This is a genomic window from Bacillus sp. MUM 116 (assembly GCF_001866655.1).
Taxonomy (GTDB): Bacteria; Bacillota; Bacilli; order Bacillales; family Cytobacillaceae; genus Neobacillus.
On sequence record NZ_MLYR01000151.1, the window covers coordinates 1 to 23,777 of the forward strand.

Annotated in this window: 26 protein-coding genes and 1 pseudogene; 14 read left to right on the forward strand and 13 right to left on the reverse strand. The window is 38.3% G+C overall.

All coding sequences use genetic code 11. The features are described from left to right. Positions 1-82: 82 nt before the first annotated feature. From BIV60_RS26475 to BIV60_RS26480, 3 genes are all read right to left on the reverse strand, one after another. Positions 83-271: a DUF3813 domain-containing protein gene (locus BIV60_RS26475; protein WP_071358647.1), complete on the reverse strand. Its 189-nt coding sequence runs from the start codon at positions 269-271 to the stop codon at positions 83-85. 2 nt (positions 272-273) lie between these two features. Beyond that, complete coding sequence (locus BIV60_RS29945) at positions 274-426, reverse strand: hypothetical protein (protein WP_177177405.1); 153 nt, start codon at positions 424-426, stop codon at positions 274-276. A 109-nt stretch (positions 427-535) separates the two neighbouring features. Continuing rightward, the gene (locus BIV60_RS26480) at positions 536-1,348 is read right to left on the reverse strand and encodes a Cof-type HAD-IIB family hydrolase (protein WP_071358648.1); all 813 of its coding nucleotides are present in this window, start codon (positions 1,346-1,348) and stop codon (positions 536-538) included. Positions 1,349-1,757: 409 nt separating this feature from the next. On the opposite strand from BIV60_RS26480, the gene BIV60_RS26485 reads away from it, so the two are divergent. From BIV60_RS26485 to BIV60_RS26495, 3 genes are all read left to right on the forward strand, one after another. Then, complete coding sequence (locus BIV60_RS26485; protein WP_071358649.1) at positions 1,758-2,525, forward strand: alpha/beta fold hydrolase; 768 nt, start codon at positions 1,758-1,760, stop codon at positions 2,523-2,525. 29 nt (positions 2,526-2,554) lie between these two features. Then, positions 2,555-2,863, forward strand: a complete 309-nt coding sequence (locus BIV60_RS26490) for a metal-sulfur cluster assembly factor (protein ID WP_071358650.1) — start codon at positions 2,555-2,557, stop codon at positions 2,861-2,863. A 175-nt stretch (positions 2,864-3,038) separates the two neighbouring features. After that, positions 3,039-4,142, forward strand: a complete 1,104-nt coding sequence (locus BIV60_RS26495) for a TIGR04053 family radical SAM/SPASM domain-containing protein (protein ID WP_071358651.1) — start codon at positions 3,039-3,041, stop codon at positions 4,140-4,142. 60 nt (positions 4,143-4,202) lie between these two features. Here the strand turns inward: BIV60_RS26495 and BIV60_RS26500 are convergent, their stop codons facing one another. Continuing rightward, the gene (locus tag BIV60_RS26500; RefSeq protein WP_071358652.1) at positions 4,203-4,901 is read right to left on the reverse strand and encodes a Crp/Fnr family transcriptional regulator; all 699 of its coding nucleotides are present in this window, start codon (positions 4,899-4,901) and stop codon (positions 4,203-4,205) included. A gap of 301 nt (positions 4,902-5,202) precedes the next feature. On the opposite strand from BIV60_RS26500, the gene moaA reads away from it, so the two are divergent. Continuing rightward, positions 5,203-6,219 carry a GTP 3',8-cyclase MoaA gene (gene moaA, locus BIV60_RS26505; RefSeq protein WP_071358653.1) on the forward strand — a complete coding sequence of 339 codons (1,017 nt, stop codon included), beginning with the start codon at positions 5,203-5,205 and terminating at the stop codon, positions 6,217-6,219. Between the two features lie 35 nt (positions 6,220-6,254). Here the strand turns inward: moaA and ric are convergent, their stop codons facing one another. Further along, the gene (ric, locus tag BIV60_RS26510) at positions 6,255-6,953 is read right to left on the reverse strand and encodes an iron-sulfur cluster repair di-iron protein (RefSeq protein ID WP_071358654.1); all 699 of its coding nucleotides are present in this window, start codon (positions 6,951-6,953) and stop codon (positions 6,255-6,257) included. 206 nt (positions 6,954-7,159) lie between these two features. Between ric and BIV60_RS26515 the strand changes: the two genes are divergently transcribed. Next, positions 7,160-8,425 (forward strand): molybdopterin molybdotransferase MoeA, encoded by a 1,266-nt coding sequence (locus BIV60_RS26515; RefSeq protein ID WP_071358655.1) that lies wholly within the window; start codon positions 7,160-7,162, stop codon positions 8,423-8,425. Further along, positions 8,413-8,940, forward strand: coding sequence for a molybdopterin-guanine dinucleotide biosynthesis protein B (gene mobB, locus BIV60_RS26520; protein WP_083402476.1), 528 nt, complete (start codon positions 8,413-8,415; stop codon positions 8,938-8,940). Before BIV60_RS26515 ends, mobB begins: the two co-directional genes overlap by 13 nt. Before the next feature lie 21 nt (positions 8,941-8,961). Here mobB and BIV60_RS26525 read toward each other — a convergent pair whose 3' ends face one another. The 6 genes and pseudogenes from BIV60_RS26525 to BIV60_RS26545 form a co-directional block, all read right to left on the reverse strand. Further along, the gene (locus tag BIV60_RS26525) at positions 8,962-10,050 is read right to left on the reverse strand and encodes a GerAB/ArcD/ProY family transporter (protein WP_083402477.1); all 1,089 of its coding nucleotides are present in this window, start codon (positions 10,048-10,050) and stop codon (positions 8,962-8,964) included. Between the two features lie 71 nt (positions 10,051-10,121). Further along, entirely contained in the window at positions 10,122-10,628 is a 507-nt protein-coding gene (locus BIV60_RS28920) for a GerAB/ArcD/ProY family transporter (RefSeq protein ID WP_083402478.1), read from the reverse strand. Continuing rightward, positions 10,616-11,233: a GerAB/ArcD/ProY family transporter gene (locus BIV60_RS28925; RefSeq protein WP_083402479.1), complete on the reverse strand. Its 618-nt coding sequence runs from the start codon at positions 11,231-11,233 to the stop codon at positions 10,616-10,618. The genes BIV60_RS28920 and BIV60_RS28925 overlap by 13 nt, the downstream gene beginning before the upstream one ends. A gap of 57 nt (positions 11,234-11,290) precedes the next feature. Further along, the gene (locus tag BIV60_RS26535; protein ID WP_371261597.1) at positions 11,291-11,473 is read right to left on the reverse strand and encodes a hypothetical protein; all 183 of its coding nucleotides are present in this window, start codon (positions 11,471-11,473) and stop codon (positions 11,291-11,293) included. Beyond that, positions 11,470-12,675, reverse strand: a complete 1,206-nt coding sequence (locus tag BIV60_RS26540; protein ID WP_071358657.1) for a Ger(x)C family spore germination protein — start codon at positions 12,673-12,675, stop codon at positions 11,470-11,472. Before BIV60_RS26540 ends, BIV60_RS26535 begins: the two co-directional genes overlap by 4 nt. A 24-nt stretch (positions 12,676-12,699) precedes the next feature. Continuing rightward, a pseudogene (locus BIV60_RS26545) lies at positions 12,700-14,264 on the reverse strand (spore germination protein). Between the two features lie 206 nt (positions 14,265-14,470). Between BIV60_RS26545 and BIV60_RS26550 the strand changes: the two are divergent. Together BIV60_RS26550 and clpB are read left to right on the forward strand one after the other, a co-directional pair. After that, positions 14,471-14,650 carry a YjzC family protein gene (locus tag BIV60_RS26550; RefSeq protein WP_071358658.1) on the forward strand — a complete coding sequence of 60 codons (180 nt, stop codon included), beginning with the start codon at positions 14,471-14,473 and terminating at the stop codon, positions 14,648-14,650. A 115-nt stretch (positions 14,651-14,765) separates the two neighbouring features. Further along, entirely contained in the window at positions 14,766-17,360 is a 2,595-nt protein-coding gene (clpB, locus tag BIV60_RS26555; protein WP_071358659.1) for an ATP-dependent chaperone ClpB, read from the forward strand. Positions 17,361-17,406: 46 nt separating this feature from the next. Here the strand turns inward: clpB and BIV60_RS26560 are convergent, their stop codons facing one another. Continuing rightward, positions 17,407-17,589: a YjzD family protein gene (locus BIV60_RS26560; protein ID WP_071358660.1), complete on the reverse strand. Its 183-nt coding sequence runs from the start codon at positions 17,587-17,589 to the stop codon at positions 17,407-17,409. A gap of 193 nt (positions 17,590-17,782) precedes the next feature. On the opposite strand from BIV60_RS26560, the gene BIV60_RS26565 reads away from it, so the two are divergent. From BIV60_RS26565 to BIV60_RS26575, 3 genes are all read left to right on the forward strand, one after another. After that, positions 17,783-18,505, forward strand: a complete 723-nt coding sequence (locus tag BIV60_RS26565) for a lipase family protein (RefSeq protein ID WP_071358661.1) — start codon at positions 17,783-17,785, stop codon at positions 18,503-18,505. A 78-nt stretch (positions 18,506-18,583) separates the two neighbouring features. Then, on the forward strand, positions 18,584-19,432 hold the full coding sequence (locus BIV60_RS26570) for a hypothetical protein (protein WP_071358662.1): 849 nt from the start codon (positions 18,584-18,586) through the stop codon (positions 19,430-19,432). A gap of 159 nt (positions 19,433-19,591) precedes the next feature. Beyond that, a complete protein-coding gene (locus BIV60_RS26575; protein WP_218145961.1) occupies positions 19,592-19,783 on the forward strand; it encodes a ComZ family protein in 192 nt (63 codons plus the stop codon). Positions 19,784-19,816: 33 nt separating this feature from the next. Here the strand turns inward: BIV60_RS26575 and BIV60_RS26580 are convergent, their stop codons facing one another. Continuing rightward, positions 19,817-20,062, reverse strand: a complete 246-nt coding sequence (locus BIV60_RS26580; RefSeq protein WP_071358664.1) for a hypothetical protein — start codon at positions 20,060-20,062, stop codon at positions 19,817-19,819. A 193-nt stretch (positions 20,063-20,255) separates the two neighbouring features. On the opposite strand from BIV60_RS26580, the gene BIV60_RS26585 reads away from it, so the two are divergent. From BIV60_RS26585 to BIV60_RS26595, 3 genes are all read left to right on the forward strand, one after another. Next, entirely contained in the window at positions 20,256-21,188 is a 933-nt protein-coding gene (locus BIV60_RS26585; protein ID WP_071358665.1) for a beta-ketoacyl-ACP synthase III, read from the forward strand. Between the two features lie 99 nt (positions 21,189-21,287). Continuing rightward, complete coding sequence (gene fabF / locus BIV60_RS26590; protein WP_071358666.1) at positions 21,288-22,526, forward strand: beta-ketoacyl-ACP synthase II; 1,239 nt, start codon at positions 21,288-21,290, stop codon at positions 22,524-22,526. 260 nt (positions 22,527-22,786) lie between these two features. Then, a complete protein-coding gene (locus BIV60_RS26595) occupies positions 22,787-23,557 on the forward strand; it encodes a DUF2268 domain-containing putative Zn-dependent protease (protein ID WP_071358667.1) in 771 nt (256 codons plus the stop codon). The last annotated feature ends 220 nt before the right edge of the window (positions 23,558-23,777 follow it).

Here is a 23,777-nt window from a genome sequence, read left to right on the forward strand (position 1 = left end):
TACGAAAAACAACAATCTATGCGAAAATAGCCTTACTTAAAATAAAAAGCAAAAGCGCCTAAACGCGCTTTTGCTTTTTACATTAGCTATTTACTTGCTCAAGCTCATTTTGCATTTGTTGGAGCTGACGTTGTTCGGCAAATGTGGAATTGGCAAATGCAGAACTTAATGCATTTTTGGCTTTCTCCACAGCAGAATCACGTTCAGCAGGGCTGGCAGACTTTGCCGTCTCCACAAATCTTCGTGCTTCTTGGAATAATTGGTTACTCATTTTTATATTCCTCCAAGCGAGGAGTCATGCACATTGGACATTTTCTGAGCTTCCGCTTCAGCATATGTCATGTGAAAGGGGATACGTTCGGCATGTTTAGAAACCGAATCTTTTCCTTGCTGGACAAAGCGTTTTGATTTGTTTCGTTTACCCATTCGAATCCCTCCAATGTTTGAGCTTCGCTTGAAACAGCAGGTGCTGCCTCAGAAATTAGTATGCTCCGAATTGATGTTTTCATTTAGGTAAACTATGGCGAAAAAAGAACTATTTTAAATTTAATAAATCGGCGATATATACTCCGACTCCATCATCTTCATTTGTAAGGGTTACATCATTTGCAATATTTTTTAGCTGATCAATGGCATTTCCCATGGCAATTCCGTGTCCGGCATATTCAATCATTTCCAGGTCGTTATCTTCATCCCCGAAGGCAATAACTCGTTCTGCTGGAATGTTGAAAGAATCAGCTGCTTTTTTCAGACCAACTGCTTTGTTTAAACCGGTTTTAATAATTTCAATGACATGCCATGGTGCTGCCCAACTGCGTTGATCAATTACTTCAGCATGGATTTCAGCTAAATGCTGACGAATTTGTTTTAATTCATCTTCTTCAGTGTGAATCAATAAACTAGTTGGGGAATCCTGTAAAAAGTTACTTAAATCACCGGTTGTTATTTTTGGTTTCCCCATTCCAAAAATATCGAGAAGCTTTTCATCGTGGTAGTGAAAATAAACATCATCCATCACTTCTGCAATGATATTATGGAACTGAAAAGATCTGCAGGCTTCAACAATATCTTTCGCCACCTTAACATCTAATGGCTCATGGAAAAATCCCCAGTCTGGATTTCGTGGATGATGTGTAAATGCTCCGTTAAAGTTAACAATAGGAGTATCCAATTCCAATTCACGATAATATATTTCACTGGAGCGGTACGGTCTTCCCGTTGCAATCATGACGATATGTCCCGCCTCTTGGGCCTTTTTCAAAATACCCTTCGTTTTTAAAGAGATCGTTTTGTCATCTTTTAATAATGTTCCATCTAAATCTAAAGCTATTAAGTGTCTTTCTGCCATATGATATAGACCCCTTCTCTTTTATTGGGTAAGATGGTATAAAATTTTCATCTTAAATAAATTTCCAGCTCGAGCGCCTAGCCCCTCGAGGGAAAAAATGAACTGCTTTTTTCCTAGGTTGCTTCGGTCCGGCCGATGAAGTCAAAGAACGACTTCATCATCCGGACCTTCAGCACTTGTTGGGGCTGAACAAGGCGCTTCCGCTTTTCTTTGTATAAGTCTTTATTTTAGGAAAATATATGTTAAGATGTTACACTACATTTGTGATTTTCTTTTAATACAATGTAAAACTGTATTAAAACTTTAATTATTACTATGTTAACAATTTTATACCTAACCTGTAAAAAAATTCACATCATATAATGTAAATTATCGATATACTAATGTGTGGCTTCAGGAGGATATAATCGTGGTTATCATCGAAAGGAAATACATTAAGGATATACCTGCATTAGAAGTAGTTAAAAAAGATAAACATCATGATACACTGCCGACGGTTATTTTTATTCATGGTATTACAAGTGCCAAGGAGCATAACCTGCATTATGCCTATTTATTAGCAGATAAGGGCTTTCGTGTGATTTTGCCAGATGCTTTAAACCATGGCGAACGGGGGCAAGGTATAGTTGAGGAAGAATTAACTGCCCAATTTTGGAACATTGTCATTAAAACTATTACAGAATTAAATGTAATAAAAGAGCATTTCGAAAAGACAGGGTTGGCTGATCCAAAAAGAATCGGGCTTGTCGGTACATCCATGGGGGGAATCGTAACATTAGGTGCTATTACCCAATACCCTTGGATTAAAGCGGCAGTCAGCTTAATGGGAATGCCAGAATATGAGGAATTTTCACTTTGGCAGCTTGATCAGCTGAAAAACAGGGGAATGAAAGTTCCTTTTACAGAGGAAGAAATTACTAACCAACTCACGATTCTTAGGGACTATGATTTAAGCAGGAATCCTGAAAAACTGGAACAAAGGCCGCTTTTGTTTTGGCATGGAAAAAAAGACCCGATCGTTCCTTACTCCTTAACTTATCAATTTTATCAAAAAATTAAGCCGCTTTATCATCAAAATCCTGAAAGACTCGCATTTATTTTAGATGAGCATGCAGGGCATAAGGTTAGTAGGGATGGGTTATTAGCTACTGTTGATTGGTTTGCAAAATACTTGTAAAGTAAAAATGTTTGACAGGAGTGATTTTTATGAATGAAGAATTAAAAGAAAATATAATGGGAGCCCTGGAGCTTGTTGTCGATCCCGAATTAGGTGTGGACATTGTGAATTTAGGTTTAGTTTACAATTTGGAAATGGATGATGAAGGCAAAGTCGATATTACGATGACATTAACTTCAATGGGTTGCCCGCTTGCCGGAACGATTGTCGATCAAGTAAAAAGATCATTAGCAGATATTCCGGAAATCAAAGATGTCGAAGTCAATATCGTTTGGAATCCGCCGTGGAATAAAGACATGATGTCCCGATATGCAAAAATTGCCTTAGGGATCCGCTAGAAATGAACTTCTCAAACAGCAGAGTCTAACTCTTGCTGTTTTTTTGACTTCACAAAACTGACATAAACTCCTGCTTTTTAAGTGAGGTACTTCACATTTTTCAACTATAAACAACTTTATAATACAGTTATTAAAGCTGTTTGCATTGAAAAGCTGATGTAGGAGGCGTATCATCATGTCTTTTAGCCGAGATTTTAATAAAGATCCATTTATTGTGATTTGGGAGCTAACACGTGCTTGTCAATTAAAGTGTCTGCATTGCCGTGCAGATGCACAATATACAAGAGACCCGCGCGAACTAACCTTTGAAGAAGGCAAACATCTAATTGATCAAATATATGAAATGAATAACCCTCTCCTTGTTTTCACAGGGGGAGACCCGCTGATGCGGGAAGATATTTTTGATATTGCAAAATATGCAGTTGAAAAAGGCGTACGTGTTTCAATGACTCCAAGTGCGACACCAAAGGTGACCAAAGAAGCAATTCAAAAGGCGAAGGAAGTAGGTCTTTCCCGCTGGGCGTTTAGTATTGACGGTCCGAATGCCGAAATTCATGATCATTTTCGCGGAACGGCCGGATCATTTGATCTGACGATGGAAAAAATTAAATATTTACATGAATTAGAAATTCCGATTCAAATCAATACAGTGATTTCAAGATATAATGTGGAATATCTTGATGAAATGGCCAAAATGGTCGAAGATTTAAATTGTGTGCTTTGGAGTGTTTTCTTCCTTGTACCGACTGGAAGAGGCCAGGATACTGACATGATTTCTCCAGTCGAACATGAAAAAGTCCTTAGATGGTTATATGATTTAAGTAAACGAGTTTCCTTTGATATTAAAACAACGGAAGCGATGCATTACCGCCGGGTGGTCATCCAGCAAAAAATGCGCGAGGCAAAAGTTAGCACCGATGAAATCGATTATTTAAATGCTTTAACGGAAAAAGGGTTAACAGGATCGATTGATGGCCTTGGAAGGGCGCCAAAAGGCGTGAATGATGGAAATGGCTTTGTGTTCATTTCTCATATTGGAGACGTCTATCCTAGCGGTCTTTTGCCTGTAAAAGCAGGAAATGTCCGTGAGAACCCGCTTGCGGAAATTTACCGTGAGTCCCCAATTTTCAAGTCATTACGGGATCCCGATTCCTTTAAAGGGAAATGCGGTGTTTGTGAATTCAGATATGTATGCGGTGGGTCAAGATCCAGAGCATATGCGATGACCGGAGATTATCTTGAAAGCGAACCATTCTGCGTGTATATACCAAAAGCATAAAGGGGAAAGCAGACGCAATAAAAATTAAGGAAGCAATCGGTATCTGATTGCTTCCCCATTTTATTCGATATTACAATAAACAGCCGGACAATTTTCACAGCCAATTTCATCCTTTAAATATTGAAGATCTAAAATTGAAATTTTGCCTTTTTTAACTGAAATAATATTGTCCTTCTTTAATTCGCTTAAAATCCGGTTTGTACTCTCACGGGAGGTTCCGCAGAAATTCGCAAGCTCCTGATTTGTAAGAGGTAAATCAATTAATATTTCATTTTCTTTATGAATACCATAGCTATTAGACATACGAATTAGTGTTGAAAAAAGCGCGCCGCGTTTGCCAATTAAAACAAGGTCACGAAATTTGGTTTGCGTTTTGCGGAAATGATCACTCATCCATTTCATGAATTCAAAAGCAAGTTTGCTGTCATGGAAAATTTCGTTTTCAAGCACATCTTTTTTGATGGCGACAATTTCTCCTTCTTCCAGAACTTTGGCACTGAGTAAATATTTGGAATTATCAGTGAATAGGGTCAATTCACCACAAATATCATTTTCCCCACAGATTCTTAAGGAAAGCTCCCGGCCATCTGAGGTAATTTTACTGATTTGGATTTTGCCGGAAAGGATAATATAGAGCTCTTCGGCTGCCATTCCTTCTTGGAATAAAAACGCTCCTCTTTCACTTCTAAATTTCCGGTCAGCGAATTTAAGCAATTCTTTTATTTCTAATGAATGAGTCGGTTTCATTTTTGTCATCATTCAGGTTTCACCTCATCAATAGTTAAAAAACCAGATGTTTTTTACTAGGTCATTTTGTATTGTTATAAATATTTTAACTCAGGTTTTTGCAAAAAAGAAAAGTAAACAATGACAATATAGTGAAAACTGTTTATATTTTTTACAAAATTTGAATTGCTTGTACGGTGGATTTTCCAAAAACAATCGTTTGTACCTCATCCATCTTCTGTTATGATTATGAGTAAGTTACCTGGTGTTTAATAATGAATTTCATAAAACTTTAATTCATTTGATGTTTTTAAAAATAATGGAGTTGATAAGAATGGAAAATACCATTATTAAAGATAAATTGAATCGTCCCTTACATGATTTACGTATTTCTGTTATCGATCGCTGTAATTTTCGCTGTCAATATTGTATGCCGGCCGATCAATTTGGACCGGATTTTGTCTTTTTACCGAAAAGAGCTTTACTAACCTATGAAGAAATTGAGCGGCTGGCTAAGATTTTTGTACAATTGGGAGTTGAAAAGATTCGTTTAACCGGCGGAGAACCCCTATTAAGAAGGGATTTGCCAGTTCTTGTAAGCAAACTGTCCGATATTGAAGGTCTAAAAGATATTGGACTAACAACAAACGGTGTCATGCTAAAGAAATTTGCTGAAAAACTAAAACAAGCCGGTCTTAAACGGGTGAACGTCAGCCTTGACAGCCTCAATGATGATTTGTTTGGAAAAATAAACGGCCGCAAGATTGGAACGAAACTTGTTTTAGAGGGAATTGAAGCAGCAAAACAGGCTGGCTTAGGCGTGAAAATCAATATGGTAGTGAAAAAAGGTCTGAATGATTCGGAAATCATTCCGATGGCCGATTTCTGTAAGAATAATGGTCTGGAGCTCAGGTTTATTGAATTTATGGATGTTGGTTCGACAAATGGCTGGAAGATGGATGATGTTATTACGAAAAAGCAGATTTACGAAATGTTGAAAGACCAATATGAACTCGAGCCAGTGAATCCCGCTTATTTTGGCGAAGTGGCGAAACTTTACCGTTATAAAGATACGAATGTAAATGTAGGATTTATTTCTTCTGTATCAGAGTCATTCTGTTCAAGCTGTACCCGGGCGCGCTTGTCTGCAAATGGACAATTATTTACCTGCCTATTTAATGGAAACGGCCATGATCTTCGTAATATCATGAGAAATGGGGCAACGGACGAAGAACTCACAAACCGGATTACTGAAATTTGGAATGGCCGCGAAGACCGCTACTCTGATGAAAGAATGGCAGAATCCAATAAGAATCGAAAGAAAATTGAAATGTCCTATATTGGGGGGTAAAAAACAACCTGCTTCAATCGAAGCAGGTTGTTTTTTTAATCTATATATCTTGGGAATAAAATGTTATTTTCAAGGTGTACATGCATGAAGGTTAATCCTTCGAGTCCTTCTAATCGCTTATAAACTAAATGATACGTGCCGCAGGCATCTAGTGGGAGTTCGAAATCAGATGTTACCGCACGGATTTGTCTTAAAATTTCTCCGGCATGGTCATGCTCTTTTTCAAGCTCGACAATCATCGCAATTGCCTCTTCACGATTTGATACAGTATTGTCTACAAGCTGTCTAATTAAAGGGAAAACAATTTCCTCTTCTTTTGCCATGTGTTCTATCAATTCTTTCTTTAATTCATAGAAAAGTTCATTAACTTTTAATAGCTCTGGATGGTTATCGCCGTGAACTCGTGATACCTTTGTCACATAAGGACTAAGCTGTGTTAATTCTTCTTCCGTAACACGGTGGTAGCGGGTAATAATGTGATCGATCATCGTATTGGAATCAGAATCCGTCCATACTTCCAAATTGGTATCAACCGGTTCACTTTTTTCATAGACATACTTTAATTCTTCGATTAACATCTCCAAATTCAAATGGTTTTGTTCAGCGGCTTGAGATAATGGAATATTACCGCCGCAGCAAAAATCAATTCGATTCTTTTTGAAGATATCACTTGTTTTTGGGATCTTGTTTACAATATCTTTCACCAATGTATTTGAAGTAAATGAAAAGGTCATAACAATTTCCTCCTTAGTTCGTTAGAAATTTCTTTCATGTCATAAGCATAATTCAATCTGAGAAAAAACAAGGTGACTTAAATCACACAATTCATATGATATTTATGATAAAAATAGGAACATGACAGCAATGTGATAGTTGCGATGTTCATATAGTTTCGATAGTCTTATTATAAATGACTGTATAAAGGCAGGAGCTGATTCAATTGTTAGAAAGAAGAAACCCGATTCCAGTAGGAGAAGCGGTAAAAAAAATAATGGAATTTCAATTGACAGGTGCGGTTGAATACGTATCCATTGAAGCGAGTTATGGACGTGTTTTAGCTGAGAATATTATTGCCAAGAATGATGTCCCCCACTTTGACAGATCCCCATATGATGGATTTGCTGTGCGTTCAATTGACACAAAGAATGCCTCCCTCGAACAATCAGTTGAGTTTGAAGTAATCGATCATATTGGAGCAGGTCAGGTATCAAGGAAGACGGTTAACGAATTTCAAGCCGTCAGAATTATGACAGGGGCGATGATGCCTAATGGAGCTGACTGTGTAGTAATGCTTGAACTGACAAATAACTACGATAAAAATGGTAAATCATATATGTCCATTAAGCGGAGCTTTAATAAGGGAGATAATGTCTCTTTTCGTGGTGAAGATACAAAAGTGGGAGAAATCATGGTGAAAAAAGGTACATACATCAATCCCGGAGTTCAAGCGATCCTCGCCACATTTGGCTATAGTGAGGTTCCGGTTGCAAAGAGGCCTATTATCGGGTTGTTTGCTACAGGAACGGAGCTTTTAGAGGTGAACGAACCTTTAGAACCAGGAAAAATTCGCAACAGCAATTCGTATATGATTGCTGCCCAAATTGAAAGGGCTGGCGGAATTAGTCATTATTTTGGCAAGCTGCCGGATGATTTTGATACCTGCTTCGATGCGGTAAAAAATGCCTTGGAAGATGTCGACCTGCTTATCACAACAGGGGGAGTTTCGGTCGGAGATTTTGATTATCTTCCGGGTATCTACCAAAAATTGGGGGCAGAGGTTTTATTTAATAAGGTGGCAATGAGACCTGGAAGTGTGACAACCGTTGCTAAGCTCCAAGATAAAATTCTATTTGGTCTCTCGGGAAATCCTTCCGCTTGTTATGTAGGGTTTGAATTATTTACACGGCCCATTATTCGTAAGATGCTGTTTTCCGACTGGCCGCATTTAAGAAAAGAACAGGCTGAACTTCTTGCTAATTTTCCTAAACCCAATCCATTTACCCGATTTGTACGAAGTACTGTACAAATTAGTGAAGGTAGGCTGACTGTATCACCGAGCGGCACGGATAAGTCAAATATTGTGACAAGTCTTGCAGGTGCTAATGCATTAATGGTATTACCAGGCGGTACGAGAGGTTTTGAGTCAGGGAATATTGTGGAGATCCTTTTACTGGAAGATCAAACTGGAAGTGTGTGGCCTTGGTAAGACCCAATATTTTTCAAGTGGTTGGCTTTCAAAATAGTGGAAAGACAACAGTAATCTTAAAGATTATTGAAGAGTTAACCAAACAGGGGGTTAGAACGGTTACGCTAAAGCACCATGGCCATGGTGGAAAACCGAGTGTAATCAGTCAAAAGGATTCCGCAAGACATATTTCTGCAGGAGCAGCGGCATCTCTTGTTGAGGGTGGGGGAAGGCTGCTTTTACAGGCAGAAGATTACAGCATGGAACTTGATGACCAAATAAAAATATTAGAACCCTTTCAGCCCGATTACATTTTAATTGAAGGGCATAAGCAAAAGAATTATCCAAAGCTTTTGATTCTTAGAGAAAAAGCTGATTTATCACTTTTAGAAATAGTAAAAAATGTAAAAATGATTTTATACTGGAATGAAGAAATTAAAACCATTTTGGGTAAACAAGAAGGGATTTTACTTCTTCCAATTCATGATAAAACCTCCATAAGCAAAATTGCCGATTTTCTGATCAAAAATAGATAAAAAGAGGGCAGAGCCCTCTTTTTATCTATTTTTCAACTTTTTCCGAAAAAGGTTGAAAATCAATAGAAGTAATGGGATGAACGTAAAACCAATGGTTCCATAAAAAGGATAAATCGTTTCCAAAAAATGACCCATTTCTTGACCATTGGCAGTAACCCATATACTGAATATCGTGATAAAAAAACCAAGTGGAAACACAATGGGACGAAAGTCTGACAGATTCAGCCATTGGGCAGTTCCAATAACAAGGACATAATAAAACACGGCCACTTTAATGAAAGCGCCTAACACCCATAGAGCAATCACGATTGACTCTAAATGTTCAAAAAAATCACCAATGCTGATGAATCGGAATGCCGTAAACACTGGGTAGTTAAAGCTGCTAACAGTTCCTCCAAACAAAAAAATGTTAACAATATTAGTGAAAACCAAAATAGACATGGTAAATAATACGGTGATCATTCCAAATTTCCTCCCTTTTTCAAGATCTTTTACAAAAGGGAGCAGAACGGAAATAAGGGAAATTTCACTAAACCAAGCTTGTGGTACAATGGCTCCCAGTATAGGGGGAATCATGCCATGCCCTGCGATTGGAAATATATTTTCTAATTTAAAGTCAGGTATAAGCAAAAAGTATAGCAAAGGAGGAAGCAAAAACAGAGGAACCAGCAATTGGGCTGCTCTTCCCAATACTTCCACACCACCTCTAACAGCAAAAGCGCAAACAAGAATTAAGCTGCCAGCGATTACAATCATCGGAGTTCTAGGGAGAAAGGAAACAATTACAAAATCAGCATACTCCCTGCAAATAATACCGCATAGATGCAATAAGAAGAACAAATAAGCCAACCCAAGAACTTTCCCCGGAAGACGGCCGATAATATGTTTACTATATTGAATAAAGGTTTCGTTTGGATAACACTTGTGTAACTTATAGACGATAAGAACGGTAAAAAACCCATTCAAGGAAGCCAAAATGGGTGAGATCCACATATCCCTTTCTGCGTACTTTCCAGTAATCGCCGGAACAATGAGAACAACTGTGGCTATGATTGTTGGAACAATCATAAGTGACATTTGTAATGCAGAAATTTTCCCTTTTTCAATCATTCTCATTCTCCTTCTTTTTACTGGCAAAACCGTTTGAACAGCTTGTCTTACTGCATGATATTCAATAACAATTATCCGACGCTTCTGGGCTTAGGGTTTTTATTTTTAAATTTTTTTTGTAAAAGAGCAACAATTAATAGAAAAAGCGGATTCATGATTTCAATCAAGGGAGTAAAAAAAGCTCCGGTTGTGGCAAAAAAATGCCCCATTTGTTGAACACTTTGAGCTACCCAGATGCTACCTACAACTTGAAGAAATCCGATTGGAAGGACTAGCGCCCTATACTCAGATAAACCTAGCCACTGTGCTGTCCCAAGGACAAGTGTATAATAATAAAGTGAAAACTTAACAAATATACCTGAAATCCAAATTGCCATCACAATTGCTTCAACATGCTCAACAAAATTTGCAAGATTAACATACCTGACAATGCTCATTACAGGGTATAATTCTATCCGCGTCACCTCGCCAAGAACAAAGAGAGTTGCAATACTAGTAACCACCATGGTCAACGTGATGCCAATGACAGAAATTATCGCCCATTTTCCTCCTTTTTCATGATCTTTCAGAAAAGGCAGTAAGAAGGAAAGGTAAAAAAATCGCTAAACCAGGTCACGAGAAAAAAAGCTCCTTTTAAAGACGGTAAAATGCCATTTCCCAAAATAGGCAGTATGTTTAGTGGTTTGAAGTCAGGCAAAAGCATCACTGCCATTATCATCAATGGAATAGTAAACAATGGCAGAAAAACTAATGCAGCACGGGCCAGCACTTCTACACCACCCATTACAGAATACGCACTGACTAACGTCATACATGATATCACTACAATGATCGGGGTTTTAGGAAGAGCTGTGGTAATGATGAACTCTGTATACTCACGCAGAACAAAGCTGCTATTGTAAAAGAAAAGAAATAAAAAGATAATCCCGAGTATTTTCCCGATAAAACGTCCCATAATCTGCTCGCTATATTGAATGATATTATATCCTGGAAAAAGTTTGTTCAACTTCAGGAGAACAAGCACAAGCAATATCCCGATTGGACAGGCCCATAAAGGCGAAATCCAGAGATCCTGCTTTGCATATGGAGCTGTAATAGAAGGAACTGTAAGAATGGATGTAGCAAGGATGGCGGGATACATGATTACAGCCATTTGAAATGCGGAGATTTTCCCTTTTTCCATTTTATTTTTTCTCCTATTTCTCAAGCATTTTACCAAGCGGTTTAAAAAGCTTGTCGATTATTTGAGTAGGGCCGGCATATCAGGAAAGAAGAGAAGGATGGTGGCGAGCAGCCATCCCGCTGCAGTTAAAGTCACAAAAGCAGCTTTCTCCTTTTTCTGATTTTTTTTCATTTTTGGCCACTCGAATAACGCCATAATAGCCACGCATACTGTTATTCCTACAATTGATACCCATTTCATTTCTTTTCTACCTCTTCTTCCTTAAAGCCTGCCGGTGTAGTAGACAAACCAGGGCGGCGTATTCGTGTTTTAATATCGATTTTCACGTTCACCTTTGGTAAGACTTCATCCCAGCGGTCTTTAACTTTTTCCCACTCTTTAGGGTATTTGCGGTGAAACGCATCGGCGAAACCAAACACATCCAAATTCATCCCTTGCTTCACTTCTTTTATCGACAGATCAATTCGTTTTTTGATGTCTTTTTCTAATTCTTTTTCAATCTCCTTCGTAATGCTGGGGCTCATCACATCAAGGTTGCTTCCATTTTGAACAATTGTTCCTTCCGATGTAACTTGCAATAAAACTTTCCATTTTCCTTTATAAATGGAAGGGAGGAGTTTGCTTGTTTCTCGAATGGGATCTAAGGTAATCGTTTCTCCTTTTTTCGGGCTTACAGTAACCGCGGTTACTTCGATTTCATTCCGTAACCACAATATACCTCTTGTAGCTTTAGCATCAATTTGACCAACCATTTTATCTTTTTTAAAAATAGCGGTACCAATCATAAATGCAATCGTCTCATCTTTTTTTTGCCCTAGTGATGGAGGAAGCTTATTAATCAAAGGAAGAACGGCTGTACCTGCATCACCGATTAACATCTGTTCAAAATCTTTCACTGTAATATTCACGCCAATATGCATTTCGGTTAGTTTTCGGAGCACATCTCCCTGATACCTCTCTAACGGTGGTTCTAAATCCAGAATTTTATTTGCCTCGCCTTCACTGACAAATAAATAAGCACGCTCCCGAGGTTCAGGATGGCGAAGTAAAAAGTCAATTTGTTTATGAACTTCTCCTGATTTCGCGAGTTTTTTTCCAATAATATAGATTTTACAATGTCCCCAGAAGATTCTGCGTGGAAATTTTGTCTGAAGCTTAGATGCTGCATCAGCCATATTTTCGCCAACCGCTGATCTTGTCAATACCACGGGACCGCCGCCGCCTCCACCACCCTGCAATCCAGCGCTTACAGCCCGAGGAATCAATATTTGCAAAGTAAGTTTGATATTTTCTCCTTTTTCTTTGTCAATGGCGGCGCCTAACACCAGGGCCATATCATTTACTTCCTTTCTGTCCCAGCAGCCGGTAAGGAGGAAGCTGGTGAATAGAGAGAGAAATATGATGCATATTTTTCTGTTGTGGCGATTTAGTAAGGGAATCATTTTTTGATCACATCCTTTTAATCGCTATTCGTTTCCATTCTCTGGCCCTGGCTTTTGTCCGGATGACTCTCGATTCGGGTTGAATTCGCCAGTTAAATGTGGCCGGGTATTCATTTTCCACCATGGAGCACGAATAAAGGCATCTTTTAATTAACGGCCTTTCAGAGGAGCGATTGGTGAAAGATAGGGCATCCCAAAAGAACGCAATGTACATAGATGGATAACGATTGTAATTACACCAAGCATAATCCCTAAAAGTCCTAGTGAGCCGGCAAGCAGCATGATTGGAAAGCGCAGCATCCTTAGCGAAATCCCTTGCGAATAGTGAGGAACCATAAAGGAGGCAATACCTGTAATCGCTACAACAATAATCATTGGAGCAGAAATCAGTCCGGCTTGAACAGCGGCTTGACCGATAACTAAAGCACCAACAATACTTATTGCCGCTCCAACCTGTTTTGGAAGCCTTACACCTGCTTCTCTCAATGCTTCAAAGGTTACCTCCATAATTAATGCTTCCACTAGCGCTGGAAAGGGAACAGTTTCTCTTGAGGAGGCCGCACTAATTAACAAATTCGTTGGCACCATCTCTTGATGATAGGTAAGCAGAGCAACATAGAGAGAAGGCAAGACAAGTGAAAAGACCATAAACACAAAACGAAGGATACGGATGACTGAACTAATCATGTAACGCTGGTAATAATCTTCAGGTGACTGAAGTAAGGAAAAAAAGGTAATTGGAGCAATTAAGGCAAAGGGAGTTCCGTCGACTAAAATTACAACACGCCCCTCTAAGAGATTAGCAGCAGCTACATCAGGACGTTCGGTATTGATAAGTTGCGGAAAGGGAGAATAGGTATTGTCTTCAATCAGTTCCTCAATATACCCACTTTCCAACACACTGTCTATTTTAATCCGCCGCAAGCGGCTTTCAACTTCTTCAAGAAGGGATTGATCCACAAGTCCTTTGATATAAGTAATTACAATACTGGTATCCGTATATCGGCCAATTTTCATTGCCTTCATTTTGAGGGCAGGGCTTTTGATTTTTCGTCTAAGCAAGGAAGTATTTATAACCAAGGTTTCCACAAATCCTTCCCGAGGTCCTCGTACAACACTCTCGGCCTGTGGTTCTTCAATCGAACGTTTTTCATATTTGCATAACCCCATGGCGAGTCCCCAATCATTCTGGTGAATTAAAAGGAGAGGGTCTCCAGTAGAGAGATTTTCTATACACTCAACAAATGTTTTGACTTCTTTCGCCTTTGAAATATGTAATTTTTTCTCTAACATTTCCCGTGAACTAAAACTCTTCCATCTGTTTCTTCCATTAATGGACTGAGTACATGATCATCGATTTCTTCAATATTCGATAATCCATCTATATAAATAAGAACGGCCTTTGTCTGGCCGCCAATTAAAAACGTTTTGAAAACCACATCAAAGCAATCTTGATACATGGAATTAAGAATATGTAAGTTATCATCCAAATCAGCCGAAAGCTGGTCGTGTTGTCCAGGGACTTGCAGTTGTTTTGATTGGTACTGTAATTGTTTATTGAACCATTTTCCTTTGTGCCGCAAGAACATAAGCAGGCCCCTTTCTTTTTTTAAAAATGAATGGTAAATATTGAAAAAGTCCATCCATATTATGTGATGTATAAATTAAAACTATTCTATTTGTTTTTTCCTTAAAGTAATTTTGTGGAAAAATAGTGTCGATATGAAAGAACTTCCTATAATGGTTGCGTTACATTTGGAAATAATAATACCGTACTTGATAAGGAGGGATTCGGATGGGACAAAATCGCCATTTTAAATCAGGACAAAAGGCGCCAAACAATGGGGTATATATTGAGATAGGCGAAACAGGAGATAATGTGGTAAATCCTAAAAAGATTAAGCTGAAAGCCGGAGATGCATTCCCTGAAACATCTAACGACAACCGTCATTGGACATATCAAAGGAAACCATAAACACGTGAAAAAGTCATCCTCTAAGGATGACTTTTCTATTGATTCTGTTTTGTCTTTTTTTATAAATAGGATATAATATAAACAAAGGTCAAAAAAGGTCAAATGAGGTGAGAGTATGGACTTAAACCAAATGACAGAACGTTTGCAAAAAGGTTTTCTTCATGCACAAACAATAGCCGTAAAACATCATCATCAAGAGGTGGATGAATCCCATTTATTTTTAGCCCTGATGAACCAAGAAGATAGTCTGGCTGTTTCTATTATTGAAAGAATTGGATTGTCAGCTAGCGAAGTGGAAGAAAAATTTGAAGCAGAATTGGCAAAAAAACCACAGGTTACCGGGAGTGGTGCAGAACAAGGGAAGCTTTATATTACCGCACCGCTGCAGAGGTTATTGGCTGAGGCAGAAGAATCTGCTGCAAAATTTTCAGATGAATTTTTATCTGTTGAACATATATTGCTTGCTGCTGCCTATTCGAAAAAAACAATCTTTAATAAGATTTTAAAAATGTATGGTATAACACCTGAAGACATAATGAAGGCAATAAGAGAAATTAGGGGGAACCAAAGAGTGACTTCACAAAATCCTGAGGCTGGGTATGATGCCTTAAAAAAATATGGGAGAGACTTAGTAGCTGAAGTAAAAGCGGGGAAAATAGACCCTGTCATTGGCAGGGACACAGAGATTCGTAATGTAATCCGAATTTTATCAAGGAAGACAAAGAATAACCCGGTGCTGATTGGTGAGCCTGGAGTAGGGAAAACAGCCATCGTTGAAGGGCTGGCACAAAGAATTGTAAGAAAGGATGTTCCGGAAGGCCTAAAAGACAAAACCATTTTTTCTTTAGATATGAGCGCACTGATTGCCGGGGCCAAATTTAGGGGGGAATTTGAAGAGAGGCTAAAGGCTGTCCTAAATGAAGTGAAAAAAAGCGAAGGACAAATTCTTTTGTTTATTGACGAAATCCATACTATTGTCGGTGCAGGAAAAACGGAAGGAGCAATGGATGCTGGCAATATGCTTAAACCAATGCTAGCACGAGGAGAGCTCCATTGTATCGGAGCGACCACACTGGATGAGCATCGAAAATATATTGAAAAGGATCCTGCGCTTGAAAGAAGATTTCAACAGGTTCTTGTTCAGGAGCCTGATGTAGAAGATACCATATCGATATTAAGAGGATTAAAAGAACGTTTTGAGGTTCATCATGGTGTGAAAATCCATGATCAAGCACTTGTTGCCGCAGCTACGTTATCGGACCGGTATATAACCGATCGTTTTTTACCGGATAAGGCGATTGATTTGGTGGACGAGGCCTGCGCAATGATTCGAACAGAGATCGATTCGATGCCGACTGAATTAGATGAGGTTACGCGAAGGGTCATGCAATTAGAGATTGAAGAGGCAGCTTTAAGAAAGGAACAAGATGAAGCAAGCAAGCATAGGCTGGAAATGCTTTTAAAAGAACTGGCGGAACTAAAAGAACAAGCGGGTGCGATGAAGGCAAAATGGGTTCTTGAAAAGAAAAGCATTCAAAGGCTTCAAGAGAAGCGAGAGCAAATTGAAAAACTTCGCCGTGAACTTCAGCAGGCTGAAGACCGCTATGATTTAAACAGGGCAGCAGAATTACGCCATGGGCTGATTCCGTCAGCGGAAAAAGAACTAAAGGAATTGGAAACAGCCGCTGAAAAGAATGATAAGCTTTTAAGGGAAGAGGTAACGGGGGAAGAGATTTCAAATATTGTTTCAAGATGGACAGGAATCCCATTATCAAAGCTTGTAGAAGGCGAAAGAGAAAAATTATTAAAACTTGAAAGCATATTGCATGAACGGGTAATCGGGCAGGATGAGGCTGTACAATTGGTGTCAGATGCGGTTCTCAGGGCTCGGGCAGGGATTAAAGATCCAAACCGGCCAATTGGTTCCTTCCTTTTTTTGGGACCTACAGGTGTCGGAAAAACCGAATTGGCTAAAGCTTTGGCCGAGGCTCTCTTTGACAGCGAAGAGCAAATGATTCGTATTGATATGTCCGAATATATGGAGAAGTTTTCGGTCTCTCGGTTAATTGGGGCTCCCCCGGGCTATGTTGGATATGAAGAAGGCGGACAATTGACAGAAGCCGTAAGAAGACGACCCTATTCGGTTATTCTCCTGGATGAAATGGAAAAGGCGCATCCGGAAGTATTTAATATATTATTACAAGCCCTAGACGACGGTCGCATTACCGACTCGCAAGGAAGAACCGTGGATTTTAAAAATACGGTTATAATCATGACATCTAATCTCGGCTCACAGTATTTACTTGAGGGCAGTGGAAATGAAATTGAAATAAGTGATACAACAAGAGAGAAGATATTTAATCAATTAAGAAATCATTTTCGACCTGAGTTTTTAAATAGAATTGATGAAACCATCCTATTTAAACCATTATCCATGGCTGAAATCAAAACAATAGTAGTAAAAATGATGAAAGAACTTGAGAATCGTTTGAAAGATCAACATATTGAAATTTCCGTAAGTGATGAGGCAAGAGAATTTATTGCTGAAAATGGTTTTGATCCAATTTATGGTGCAAGACCCTTAAAGAGGTATATCCAAAGAAATATTGAGACAAAGCTTGCGAGAGAAATCATTGCGGGGAAAGTACACGATCATTCAAAAGTAATCATAACTGTCGAAAAAGGAGAATTAGAAATTTCCGTTGAATAAATTAAGAAAAGGTCATCCCTTAAAAAAGGATGACCTTTAATATTTGTTAATGTTTATGAGCTGGTTCATTCGGAATAATTGCGGAGGCAGCATAAACGATAATCGTTACGACTACAGCTATGATTGCACCAAGTTGAAAATTAAACACAGCTCCAGTCATGGAACTAACAACGTACGTTACCATTTCAATTAATAGAAATGCCCAGAAAAAAGTCCAAAAATATCGCACAAAATTCACCTCGAAATATTATTCATCTCGTTTAATATTACCATAGCATATTAAATTAATAAACGCTATTTTCGCTTTTTCCGTATAGGTTAAAAATATTCGCTGAATGTTTTGCAAATTGGGCAAACCCCCTTTCATCTATTGTGAAGAGACATACAATATGGTGAGGGATTATGTAAAAGGGGATATAACAATGGAGAACCGGAATTTTCAGTTGGATACCGAATGGAATATCATCCATTACCCTGAAAGACCTACAGGCTTTGGGATATTAGTAATCGGTGATGAACGGCATTTTGTGGATGAAAGCAAAAGCTTCTGGATTCAGAATGAAGGAAAACTGACAATTATCAACCAATTAAAAGAATCTGGGTATACCATTTTTTCCTCAAATCTGTATGGCCGAAATTGGGGCAGTGATGAAGCGGCAGAACTCGCAGAAAGATTATATCAATATGTGATTCGCCACGAAATATTGAATGACAAGATTCATATTTTAGCAGAAGGCATGGGGGCCCTAGTGGCAATAAAGTTAATGGAGAAAATGAAAGGTCAGCTCAGATCCGTGGCCCTTTTAAATCCGATTCTTTCTTTAAAACACCACCTTGAGCAAGAGAAAGAACATAAATTTTTTTATAAAAAATGGATGAAGGAATTAGAAGCAGCCTATAAAAAGGACCAAAAAATTCTTGAAAGTGAACTTCTTCTTTCTGATGGAGCGATTAATCTTGACTTTGGCATACCCGTAAAAATCATTCATGTCATGTGTGGAGGAAGATCCTACCATCAATCAAAGCTAATCCAGCAAATTGTCAGCAAAACGGAAATTAGTCCCAGTTTCGTTGTTCCAGAAAAAAAACAACAGCTGGGAAATATGTTTATTAAGTTTTTCAAGCGATATGAAATATTCCTTTAAACATCGCCTCCCTAAATGAAATAATTCCTTAGAATCTGCATAGGATTCAATAAGGTAATTTTAGGGAGGAAGATTTTTATGGACAAGGCAGTCATTTTTAATGTATTTGATTTTGTGAACTTCCATTTTTGTAAAGCATTGCTGAATAACGGGGTAGAAGTGAATGGGATTATTTTAGAAAAGGATCGGAATGAGCCTTATTTGGATGAGAAAAGATTTGAAGTGGGCAGAAATGCAAATTTTAATGAGAGTTTATTAACCGATTGGGCAGAACGAAATGACCTGCCGAAGGAAAAATCGAATGTTATCTTTTCACTTTATGATATCTATATGCTTCATAAAGAAAATCTATTGGAAAACGACTCCGTAACAAAGCTCATTTTACAAATTCTGAATGAAAAGGAAAGAACAGATTTAATCATTTTACTCTTGCCCAGCCAATTGGTCACCAGGTCTAAATTTCCCAAAACTTTAACTATCTTAAATGACTTTTTAACAAAAATGAATTTGCCCGTTGAAGAAGTACAATTATTTTATTTACCCACTCTTTATGGACCGTGGCAGCCGGAAACCTTTCTCTTTCAAAGGAGAATCTTAACCTCTTTGAATAGAGATGTTCGAATTCAAGGGGTGAGAGAAGATAAGTCAGATGCTCTTTTTATAGATGATGCCATTGAAACAATGTTGGAAATAATTGAAAGCAAGAAGCCTGGCAGTTATTTATTCGAAAGTGGTAAAAAGGATTATTGGCAGTTATGTGCTGAATATTTGCAATTAAATGGGAAACAACGTAAAGCAGAACTTCCGGGAGAAATGATAAGGAATCGGCCAATAGTAAGGATTCCCGTTAAAAAGGTTACACCTATAGAGGAATCATTTACAAAACAGGTTGAGCATATTCAACGGTTATTTTCTAATATTCTCTAAACCTTTTTTAAAAAACGGGGTTTACAAATAAAGGATTTATAGGAAATTTATCTTTTCAAATTTAATATGGATGTTTATTATAAAGAAGGGGCAAAAGATGAACAAGGATATAAATAAATAAACAAACTAGAAAATTACCGCAGGAAGGAGATACATATGATTAATCAGGATAAATCTTTACAATTTATGCAGATTGCGATGAAATACTTACCAGAGGCAAAAGATCAGCTGGATAATGCAGGAGTAGAATTATCTATGGACTTAATTCAGCCTTTTATGAACCTTTTTACAAAGGTGATGCAAGAGGCCTATGAGCTCGGCTGGGAAGAGGCAAAGAAGGAAATGGAATAACAATGAAAAATAAGCTGCCAAACAAAAGGCAGCTTATTTCTTTTTCCAGATTTGTTCTATAAAAGGATAAACGTTATCAAAAAGTGGTTTTAAATTTCTTGCAGATTCTACTAAAGTATCAAGATGGACGATTAATTCACCATAATCAAGATAGTTTGGATTATTATTTGTATTCTGCGGTTGAATTGGTTCCGGCCCTCCCTTACGGCCAGAGCCAAACATGAAATCATCAAACAAATTTCCTTGTTCCCTAACATCTTCCTGAAGGTATTCGTTCATAAGAAAAAATCCCCTTTAATGTTTGTTAATATCTAGGATATGATTAAGGAAATAAAGGGTATGGACAATAGCGGAGGATGAAGATGTAATTTCCAGTTGCCGAAGTCAGGTTATTTTTGATAAAATTAGTACCAAGTCATAATAATTGATATTAAATTGAAAAAGGGGATACCCATAAAAGGAGATGGCTGTAATGAAAGCCGGTATAATTGGAATGGGCAGATATTTGCCAGAAAAGATCGTAACAAATGCCGATTTAGAAAAAATCATGGATACTTCAGATGAATGGATTCGGACCAGAACTGGTATTGAAGAACGTAGAATTGCCGACGATAATACTAATACATCAGATATGGCTTTTGCAGCTGCACAAAATGCCATTAAAAATGCAGGAATTACGCCATTGGATATCGATTTAATTTTAGTTGCCACAGTGACACCTGATCAGCCATTTCCATCAGTCGCTTGCCTCCTTCAGGAAAGATTGGGAGCCAAAAAAGCAGCTGCAATGGATATCAGTGCAGCTTGTGCCGGCTTTATGTACGGAATTATAACCGGATCACAGTTTATTGAAACAGGTGTTTATAAGAATATCCTTGTTGTCGGAGTAGAAAAACTTTCGAAAATCACTGATTGGAACGACCGTAATACAGCAGTATTATTTGGTGACGGGGCTGGAGCTGCCGTTATCGGACCAGTTTCCGGTGATAGAGGAATCCTTGCTTTTGAACTTGGAGCAGATGGTACAGGTGCAAAACATCTCTATCAAGATGAATACATCATTATGAACGGACGCGAAGTGTTTAAATTTGCTGTTCGTCAAATGGGTGAAAGCTGTGTAAATGTGCTAAATAAGGCAGGATTAACGAACGAGGACGTGGACCTTCTGATTCCACATCAAGCGAATATTCGTATAATGGAGGCTTCTAGGCAAAGACTAGAGCTCCCGGTTGAAAAAATGTCAAAAACTGTCCATAAATATGGAAATACTTCAGCAGCATCGATACCAATTTCGATTGTTGAAGAATTAGAAGCAGGAAAAATTAAAGATGATGATTTGATTGTAATGGTTGGTTTTGGCGGAGGTTTAACATGGGGAGCCATTGCAATCCGCTGGGGTAAGTAAAAAATAGATCGATGTCAACAAATGATTAGGTATAAAGAGTTATCGATTCATACAAAATGGAATAATTAGGAATGATAGATAGAAAAGGAGTTGTCATTCATGGAAATGCGCAGAGTAGTAGTTACAGGTGTCGGAGCGGTAACTCCACTTGGCTTGGATGCTGAAACTACGTGGAAAAATATAATAGATGGAAAATCAGGTATCGGACCTTTGACAAGAGTAAATGCCGATGAATACCCGGCAAAAGTAGCCGCTCAAATTAATGATTTTAATCCAGAAGTCTTTATGGAAAAAAAAGATGCCAGGAAAATGGACCGTTTTACCCAATATGCAGTTGCTTCTGCATTGATGGCTGTTAAAGATGCTAATTTAACCATTGATGGGGAAAATTCCCATCGCGTGGGTGTATGGATTGGTTCAGGAATTGGCGGAATGGAAACGTTTGAAGAACAATATGAAATTTTTCAAAAAAGAGGATACAGAAGGGTAAGCCCATTTTTCGTACCGATGTTAATTCCTGATATGGCTACAGGACAAGTTTCCATTACACTTGGTGCACGAGGGTTTAATAACTGTTCGGTAACTGCCTGTGCAACAGGTACCAACTCGATTGGGGATGCTTTTAAAGTCATCCAGCGCGGTGATGCGGATGTTATGGTTTCCGGCGGTGCTGAAGCGCCAATTACGAAAATGTCTGTTGCCGGTTTCTGCGCGAATACTGCACTTTCCACCAATCCGGACCCAAACACAGCCAGCAGACCATTTGATAAAAATCGCGACGGGTTTGTTATTGGCGAAGGAGCAGGGATTATTGTGCTTGAAGAATTAGAGCATGCCCTAGCCCGCGGTGCGAAAATCTATGCTGAAATTATTGGATATGGTGCAACAGGGGATGCTTACCATATTACAGCGCCGGCTCCTGGCGGTGAAGGCGGGGCCAGGGCAATGAAAATGGCGATAAATGATAGCGGCTTAAGTCCGGAAGAAATTGATTACATTAACGCTCACGGTACAAGTACAGGTTATAATGATAAATTTGAAACATTAGCGGTTAAAGAAGTGTTTGGCGGGCATGCCTATAAACTGGCAATGAGTTCAACCAAATCGATGACAGGCCATCTACTTGGAGCAGCTGGAGGAGTAGAGGCGATCTTTTCAGTATTAGCGATAAGGGACAGCATTCTTCCTCCAACGATTAATTATGAAACTCCTGATCCGGAATGCGATTTGGATTATATTGTTAATAAAGCACGTCCAAAAGAAATCAAAACAGCAATGAGCAACTCTCTTGGTTTTGGCGGACACAATGCAACCATTGTATTTAAAAAGTATGAATAATGTTAATAAGGACTAGGCATTTGCCTAGTCTTTTCCTTTTTGATGTAAGAAAGAATTTCGACTTCGAGAATTGTCCAGCTCCTAGCCCCTCGAGGTCACAAGCCAATCCGTCCAAAAGGTTAAAGAACAACCTTTCGGCCGGCTTGTCTTGTGCTATGCCTGAGGCTGACCAAATCGCTTCCGCTTTTCTTTTTCCTTTGAACCAATCCGTTTCTGATTCATAAAATATTTAAAGGGAGTTTGAAAAATGGAGTGAGGGAATGGGAATCGTACGAACAAATCAATGGCTTCAAGAGGAGTTTGACCGCCCGATTAAAATTTGCGAGAAATTGCTGCCTTATTTCAAGGGATACACGGCGAATGAAATCTACAATCAATTAATCAGCTTTGGAATGTATAGACCCTTAAGAAGTTCAAAATATGTTTTTGACTTAATGGTAAAAGAAAAAGTATGGAAACAGGTGGAGAGGCTGTTTCAACTATACAAAAAAAAATGGTCGGGTCCGGATATTCCGATTTTTCTCTTTCCAATCGCCCAATCAGGAGGTTTTTTCTTTCGGATGGAAAAGAACAAATCAGGTGTTTCTTATCCGGATAAAATGTTTCTATTTCTCTCCCATTTGAGTGATCCGAAGGAACTGGAAGCCTTATTTGTACACGAATATCACCACGTCTGCCGGCTTAGTAACCTAAACAAAAAAATGAATCAATATACCCTATTGGATTCTATCGTTATTGAAGGGCTGGCCGAATATGCTGTATTAAAAAACTGTGGAAAAAATTACACAGCAAATTGGTGCCACATATATTCTGATCAAGAAATAAAGGGATTATGGAAAAAGTATTTAAATAATCAGCTGGATTGTAAAAAAAATGAGAGGGTTCACGACCAGCTCCTATATGGGGGAGGAAGGATACCTAAACTGCTGGGATATGCGGCAGGTTATAAAATTGTTGAAGAATATTACGAAAGTCATCACTATTCTACAAAACAATCTTTTACAATCCCTGCTTCAAAATTCATAGAATAGAATAAGAGAAATAGCCTGATGTATCAGGTTCAGATTGTAGAAAAACAGCCTGATGTATCAGGTTTTTTTTATTTTAATACGAGTGGAAAATAACAATATTCTAAAAAGTATTGCAATTGAAATAATTCCGTAATAAAATTTTACTAAATACAAAATTAAACAGAATATGTTATTACTTGAAATTATGGTGATTTCAAGATAGGGATTTTTATAGAATGAT

Excerpts from the sequence above, each read along its gene's own strand:
- BIV60_RS26475 (WP_071358647.1), bottom strand. The coding sequence starts at position 271 with ATGAGTAACCAATTATTCCAAGAAGCACGAAGATTTGTGGAGACGGCA.
- BIV60_RS29945 (WP_177177405.1), bottom strand. The coding sequence starts at position 426 with ATGGGTAAACGAAACAAATCAAAACGCTTTGTCCAGCAAGGAAAAGAT.
- BIV60_RS26480 (WP_071358648.1), bottom strand. The coding sequence starts at position 1,348 with ATGGCAGAAAGACACTTAATAGCTTTAGATTTAGATGGAACATTATTA.
- BIV60_RS26490 (WP_071358650.1), top strand. The coding sequence starts at position 2,555 with ATGAATGAAGAATTAAAAGAAAATATAATGGGAGCCCTGGAGCTTGTT.
- BIV60_RS26495 (WP_071358651.1), top strand. The coding sequence starts at position 3,039 with ATGTCTTTTAGCCGAGATTTTAATAAAGATCCATTTATTGTGATTTGG.
- BIV60_RS26500 (WP_071358652.1), bottom strand. The coding sequence starts at position 4,901 with ATGATGACAAAAATGAAACCGACTCATTCATTAGAAATAAAAGAATTG.
- moaA (WP_071358653.1), top strand. The coding sequence starts at position 5,203 with ATGGAAAATACCATTATTAAAGATAAATTGAATCGTCCCTTACATGAT.
- ric (WP_071358654.1), bottom strand. The coding sequence starts at position 6,953 with ATGACCTTTTCATTTACTTCAAATACATTGGTGAAAGATATTGTAAAC.
- BIV60_RS26525 (WP_083402477.1), bottom strand. The coding sequence starts at position 10,050 with ATGATTGAAAAAGGGAAAATTTCTGCATTACAAATGTCACTTATGATT.
- BIV60_RS28925 (WP_083402479.1), bottom strand. The coding sequence starts at position 11,233 with ATGGAAAAAGGGAAAATCTCCGCATTTCAAATGGCTGTAATCATGTAT.
- BIV60_RS26535 (WP_371261597.1), bottom strand. The coding sequence starts at position 11,473 with ATGAAATGGGTATCAATTGTAGGAATAACAGTATGCGTGGCTATTATG.
- BIV60_RS26540 (WP_071358657.1), bottom strand. The coding sequence starts at position 12,675 with ATGATTCCCTTACTAAATCGCCACAACAGAAAAATATGCATCATATTT.
- BIV60_RS26550 (WP_071358658.1), top strand. The coding sequence starts at position 14,471 with ATGGGACAAAATCGCCATTTTAAATCAGGACAAAAGGCGCCAAACAAT.
- clpB (WP_071358659.1), top strand. The coding sequence starts at position 14,766 with ATGGACTTAAACCAAATGACAGAACGTTTGCAAAAAGGTTTTCTTCAT.
- BIV60_RS26565 (WP_071358661.1), top strand. The coding sequence starts at position 17,783 with ATGGAGAACCGGAATTTTCAGTTGGATACCGAATGGAATATCATCCAT.
- BIV60_RS26570 (WP_071358662.1), top strand. The coding sequence starts at position 18,584 with ATGGACAAGGCAGTCATTTTTAATGTATTTGATTTTGTGAACTTCCAT.
- BIV60_RS26580 (WP_071358664.1), bottom strand. The coding sequence starts at position 20,062 with ATGAACGAATACCTTCAGGAAGATGTTAGGGAACAAGGAAATTTGTTT.
- BIV60_RS26585 (WP_071358665.1), top strand. The coding sequence starts at position 20,256 with ATGAAAGCCGGTATAATTGGAATGGGCAGATATTTGCCAGAAAAGATC.
- fabF (WP_071358666.1), top strand. The coding sequence starts at position 21,288 with ATGGAAATGCGCAGAGTAGTAGTTACAGGTGTCGGAGCGGTAACTCCA.
- BIV60_RS26595 (WP_071358667.1), top strand. The coding sequence starts at position 22,787 with ATGGGAATCGTACGAACAAATCAATGGCTTCAAGAGGAGTTTGACCGC.